This window comes from Streptomyces sp. ISL-100, from assembly GCF_018614615.1.
Taxonomy (GTDB): Bacteria; Actinomycetota; Actinomycetes; order Streptomycetales; family Streptomycetaceae; genus Streptomyces.
The window spans coordinates 1-5,346 of sequence record NZ_JAGGOK010000140.1 but is presented as its reverse complement, the minus strand read 5'-3'; the positions used below and the strand labels follow the sequence as shown (position 1 = coordinate 5,346).

Sequence of the window (5,346 nt, the reverse complement as noted above, 5' to 3'; positions counted from 1 at the left end):
CGCGGTCGGTAAAGTCGATCATCAGGACGGTCGTGGCGTGCGCTTTGATCGATTCGCGAACGTTGCGGATCATGCCGCGCAAGTTCTTGCCGTAGGGGGCGCCGTAGAAGTCGAGGATCGCCTCGCACAGGCCGATCGGGGTCGCTTTGACCGGGGTCTGGCAGTATGCGACCGGAGCAATCAGGTCCCGGGTTCCGGGCATCGGACCGAAGTAGTAGTCGGCGTACTGCGCAAACAGATCACGCCAGGTGTCCTCGAACTCGGCGGCGGTCCGGCAGGCGGTCTCCGTTTTGCCTTGGTAGCCGCCTCCGTTGATCATCAGCCCGTCAAGGGTGCTCGGGTCGATGCGCATCGCGTTGTTCTGGATACGAGAACGCATCAGCGCGGTGACCACCGCGCTCATCGGAGTCTCCTCCATCCGCATGTTGACGTGCGTGGCTGCTCGGTGCAGATCGTGCAGTGACCTCTTGCGTGGGCTCATCAGCCGGTACTCGGCCAGAGAGATCTTCTTGACCGGTACAAACAGATCGCGTGTCCTTCGGAACTCCTGCCAGCCCTCGTAGGTGGTCCTGTCCGGCCGGGGGCCGAAGCGCAGGAACGGCACGGGCTCGTCCGGTGCCTCTGGGAGCCGGTCGCTCATCTCACTCCTCCTCCGTCGCCTGCGGACCGGACCCTTGAAGTTCTACGGATGGATCGCGGGGGGCATCCTCGTCGTCCGCGATGACGAAGAGGTTGCGGCTGCGGCGGCTCGATCCAAGCGGGGCAGGCTCCGATGGCCGCACCGGCACGGCCGCCTCACGCCGTCGACGCCGGTGGGCGTCCAGACTCCCCGCGGCTTGCCGGGCCCGCTGCCGCCACGCCGACTCCCCTTCGGATGTGCCGACGGTGGCCAGCTGCGGCGGATCGCTCCGCTCCGGCGGCTGTTGCGGCCGGTCCGCGGCCGCTGTTCTGGCCTGTGTGATCTCCCGCGCGTGCTGCACACGCTGGGACTTGGTCATCCCGGACGGCCAGTTTTCAACCGGGTCGACCGCTCCCATCATCTCCAGGAGGATCGGGACCAACTCGGCATCGGAGCGCGGCTTCAACCCTGACTCGCGTACGCGCGTGAGGAGTTCTTCGACGCGGGCATCCCCGAAGGCCGGCATCTCGCCGTCCGGCAGGCCCGTCCAGCGCAGAGCGAGCCACTCGTGCGTGTCGGGTTCTTGGAAAAACACCACCCGTCGGTCCCGGGGTTCGCGGTGGATAACCCATTGCTGTTTGTACCGGCCGCCTCGTGCAGAGTGCCGGTCCGGACGGTGCAATGGCTCGGCGTCGTACCAGAGCCCCTTGATCTTCACGCCTCGCCGGTGGATCCGCTTCACGTGATGTTCGGGCAGGACGCGGTAGTACGTCTCCGGTGATGGGATGTCCAGGTCGAAGCCTTCCTGGGCGAAGGAAGCGGCGAACAGTGTGTTGGGGCTGTGGTCGCCGCCCGGATCCCAGCTGGGTGCGAATTCTCCGAGCCTGCGGTTCTGCCAGATCCTCACGACCCATGTCGCGATCAGGTGCTCCATCTTGCTGAGGGTCAGCACGGCGTCGCCCTCCGGGTCTGCGCCACGGTCGGCAACATCGACCCCCGTGTAGCCAGGCAGTTGCTCGAACAGCAGCGAGCGGATGCTGCCGAAGACACGCTCCACCGCGCTCTTGTCCTGCGGGCGCAGAACGCGAGCCGGCAGGATCCGGCAGCCCATCGCCTCCTGGACATCAACCAGGTGGTGATTGCGATAGACGGATCCGTGGTCGGAGGTGACGGTCTCGGGGGTGAAGAACGGCAAGGCGGCCACCTTGTGCCCGGCAAACTCGGCAACCACCGCGGCCGGCAGCCCGGGGTAGGGCCACTCCATGTCTTCGCCCCACTCCGCCCGCATCGGCAGCGGCAGCATGACGTCACGCAGCACCATCGCGACGTCCACTGAGGAATCCGATACGAGCGTGAGCCGGAAGGCGCAGATCGAGTGGGTATAGACGTCCAGCGCCAACGTCAGATGGACAGTGACCGGATCGCCGAAAACGCTCTCGCGGACCATCACCGGCAGGACTGTCGTGTCCAGCGCGACAACCTGGCCTGGCCGGGTCACAAGCACATGCCCGTTCTTGCTGGGCAGTTCGGCTGAACGCTCGTACCGCTGTCGGGCGCCGCCCGGACCGAACCACTCCTTCCAGACCCGCAGCAGTGTGTGATAGCTCGGGACCTCAATCTCCTGATCCGGGAAGGTCTCCCGCACATAGCGCCGGATCATGATCTCGCGAGTACGCGCGCTCACGCGAGACCGGTGCAGCGTCTCCTGCCGGACCGCGAAGATCGCCTCGCGGACCTCTTCGCACACACTTGGATGCCCCCCGCTCGCCCGGAGCCACCGGTGATCGGCGCAGCCGACGATGCCGTACTTCCTGCGCCGACGTTCCCACCGCTCAAGAGTGCGTACACCGACGTGGGCGACACCGAGGAGCAGTCTCGCCTCCTCGCGCCGCAATGCCGACAACTCGGCGGCCTTCGCCGACCGCCGCTCGGTCAGCGTCGTACGGTCCGGGTCGTATTCGGGACGCGGCTCCCCCGGCTCGGGGCGGAACGGATCACCGCTGCGAAAACCGCAATTCACCTCCATCAAGTGAGCAAAGCGCTGTTCCATCAAAGGGCGTCTTTCAGGCTTCACATCACTCCACGTGGCTGGCTGCCTCCCCCGATTCGCCCCTTCCGCCGCCGTGCGTGACGACGGTCGGCACTGCGGATGGTTGACCAGGAAACGGAAGGTCACCCGCTGGCGGTCGCCATCCGGCCGCATCAGGTGGACCCTCCCCAGATGTGGCTCTTGCCGCTCGACCAGCCACTCCACGTCGTCGAGCACAATGCCCGCGCCGGGCGAGAGATCCAGCGCGGCCGACGCGCTCACGAAGTGCCTCCCGCCAGCACCACCCGCGACCGGTCCGTCAGCGGCTCAGACAGGTCGACCCCGAGCCTTCGGTGCCACAACAGGTGCAGCAGATGGGCCCTGGCCACCGGCCAGTACGTCTGCGCGGCCGCCAGCTCGCCGAACGTCACACCCTCCTCGGCCTGGGCGAGCAGGCCAACCTGGAGCCCGAACACGTCCCGCGTTGGACGACGTCTTGCGTACATCGCGCCGAGCGTGGGCCGCACGTGCGGACGCCACTCGCCCGCGACCGCGTAGTGCCATCCGGAGACCGTCGCCACTTCCGCGGCCGCCGCGAAAGACTGCAGATCCTCGGGCTTGATCAGGGGCCTGGGTCGCACGTCGATCAGCCAGGTCCCCATCCGCGTGACCGCGAAGAAGTCAGGGGTGTGCTTGCGCCACACCTCTCCCGTGCGAAACCGGATGCGCAGCGGCTGCGACAGCACCTCGACCAGATCGCCAGCAAAGTCCAGACCCACCAGTAGCTGATCCTCTTCGAGGCTCTCGAACCCGTGCAGCCGCCCCGTCGCCAGCAACGGGCCCAAACCGGGCCGGTGCCGCTGATCCCGCCGCCAAGTGAAACCCCGCATCGGGCCGCGACTCGCCACCGGCATCTGCCCCAGGTGCCGAACCGGGCCCGTCACCTCGTCCCCGGCGTACTTCCACGTCGCGGTCCACCGGTCCGCCCAGCCGTCGGACTGATCCAGTGCACCCCGTCCCGCATATAGCGAGACCGGCACCAGGAGATCCGTCCACGAACACCGATGGGACCACAAGGGGCCGGGCGTATCCGACGGCAGGGCCGGGCCGCCCAGGGCCTGGGTTTCGTTCATGACCCCAGGTAAGCGGCCCCCCCTCCCCGCAGATTGGCGATCTTCGAAGTTGGCGACAACTTGCCTGCAAAGAGCACAGAACATGCCAAGAACGATGCGAATTTCACGACAGATACTGTGCTCAGCACCGCAAGAGAGACCAGGCCAGCCGAGCAGGAAGACGACACCTATCGCGCTCAGTCTCACTGCCCCTGCTTGCGGACCCATCCTGTCCGCCAGCGGCGCGAGGGTGGCGCCATAGACGCGAACGAACGGAGCAACCCCATGAGCCGCCACATCCAGGTCACCTTCGACGCCCACGACCCGCGGGCGCTGTCGTCCTTCTGGCGCGACGTACTGGGCTACATCCACCCCGGCCCACCCGGAGCCGACCTGCCCGAGGGAGCCGACCCGCTGGCCGCGTGGGACGACTTCCTCGCGCGGGTCGGCGTACCGGAGGAGGAGCGCAACACGAGATCGGCCATCGAGGACCCGGACGGGCAGGGCCCACGGCTGTTCTTCCAGCAGGTGCCGGAGGACAAGGTCGCCAAGAACCGCGTCCACCTCGACGTCCGTGCGGCTCCCGGACTGCAGGGAGAGGAGCGGATGGCGGCGCTGGAGGCCGAGTGCGACCGGCTCGTCACGCTGGGAGCGACGCGGGTACGCCGCTACGAGCCCGCTCCCCCGATGAGCGCCGGCTTCATCGTGATGACCGACCCCGAGGGCAACGAGTTCTGCCTGGACTGACGCCCTGGTCCCATGGCAGGCCTGCACACCAGCACCGGAGCCGACGGGTCGTCTAGCGGCCCGTGCGGCCGTCGGCCAGCTCCCGCAGGATGTCGAGGTGGCCGTTGTGCCGGGCGGTCTCCTCGATCAGGTGCAGCATGATCCAGCGCAGATTGACCCGCTTCCCGTTGTCCCTGGCGCGCTGGGCCTCGGTGTCCAGGTCGTGGCCCGCGACCAGCTTCCGGTACTGGGCGCACTGGGCGTCGTACGCCGAAAGCAGGTCGGCCAGCGGGACATCGAGCGCGATGCGCATCTCACGGTCGGGGTCCTCGTCGGTCCACGGCCCCTCGTCCTCCTCGCCGAGGAACACCACCTGGAACCAGTAGTACTCGACCCAGTGAAGGTGGCTGATGAGCCCGCACAGCGTCATCAGCGGAGATCCGGGCAGCGGGGCACTGCGGGCGTCTTCTTGCGACACGTCGTCGCACTTGGCGCGCGCGGTGTCGCGGACGTAGTCGAGGAAGGTGGCGAGCGAGGCGCGCTCGTCGGGCGCGGGAGGCATATCGGTTCGTGTCATCGGGGTGAATGTTCTTTGCCCGTACGCCCGCTGTCGAGCGATTTTGAGTCACCGCAGGCTCCAGGGGTGACTCTTGAGAAGGTCCGGCACTACGCCGAGACCAGCGATACGGCGAGAAGGAGCAGCACACGTGACAGCACACGTGACACACGAAAACGGCGGTGGCGACGGCATCGGTACGAGTGCGGTCAAGCTCAGCCCCAGCGGCTGGGTGGCCGAGCAGGCCGAGCTGTACGAGGAGTCCGGCGGCACCAAGGGCACCACCATGCAGGGCGCGCCCTGC

Annotated in this window: 4 protein-coding genes and 1 pseudogene; 1 reads left to right on the top strand and 4 read right to left on the bottom strand. The window is 67.4% G+C overall.

The features are described from left to right. The 3 genes and pseudogenes from J7E89_RS39590 to J7E89_RS39580 all read right to left on the bottom strand — a co-directional run. Nucleotides 1–604: pseudogene (locus J7E89_RS39590) on the bottom strand (hypothetical protein); the annotation flags it as partial. Nucleotides 605–641: 37 nt separating this feature from the next. After that, nucleotides 642–2,930, bottom strand: coding sequence for a transposase (locus J7E89_RS39585; protein ID WP_374196994.1), 2,289 nt, complete (start codon nt 2,928–2,930; stop codon nt 642–644). Next, the gene (locus J7E89_RS39580) at nt 2,927–3,781 is read right to left on the bottom strand and encodes a TnsA-like heteromeric transposase endonuclease subunit (RefSeq protein ID WP_214981286.1); all 855 of its coding nucleotides are present in this window, start codon (nt 3,779–3,781) and stop codon (nt 2,927–2,929) included. Before J7E89_RS39580 ends, J7E89_RS39585 begins: the two co-directional genes overlap by 4 nt. Nucleotides 3,782–4,045: 264 nt before the next feature. Here J7E89_RS39580 and J7E89_RS39575 point away from each other — a divergent pair, with 264 nt between their 5' ends. Beyond that, nucleotides 4,046–4,507, top strand: a complete 462-nt coding sequence (locus J7E89_RS39575) for a VOC family protein (protein WP_214981284.1) — start codon at nt 4,046–4,048, stop codon at nt 4,505–4,507. 52 nt (nt 4,508–4,559) lie between these two features. Here J7E89_RS39575 and J7E89_RS39570 read toward each other — a convergent pair whose 3' ends face one another. Beyond that, a complete protein-coding gene (locus J7E89_RS39570) occupies nt 4,560–5,063 on the bottom strand; it encodes a DinB family protein (RefSeq protein ID WP_214981282.1) in 504 nt (167 codons plus the stop codon). Nucleotides 5,064–5,346: the final 283 nt, after the last annotated feature.

Bases quoted from the DNA above. Each gene is read 5' to 3' on its own strand.
- J7E89_RS39580 (WP_214981286.1), bottom strand. From the start codon at position 3,781: ATGAACGAAACCCAGGCCCTGGGCGGCCCGGCCCTGCCGTCGGATACG.
- J7E89_RS39575 (WP_214981284.1), top strand. From the start codon at position 4,046: ATGAGCCGCCACATCCAGGTCACCTTCGACGCCCACGACCCGCGGGCG.
- J7E89_RS39570 (WP_214981282.1), bottom strand. From the start codon at position 5,063: ATGACACGAACCGATATGCCTCCCGCGCCCGACGAGCGCGCCTCGCTC.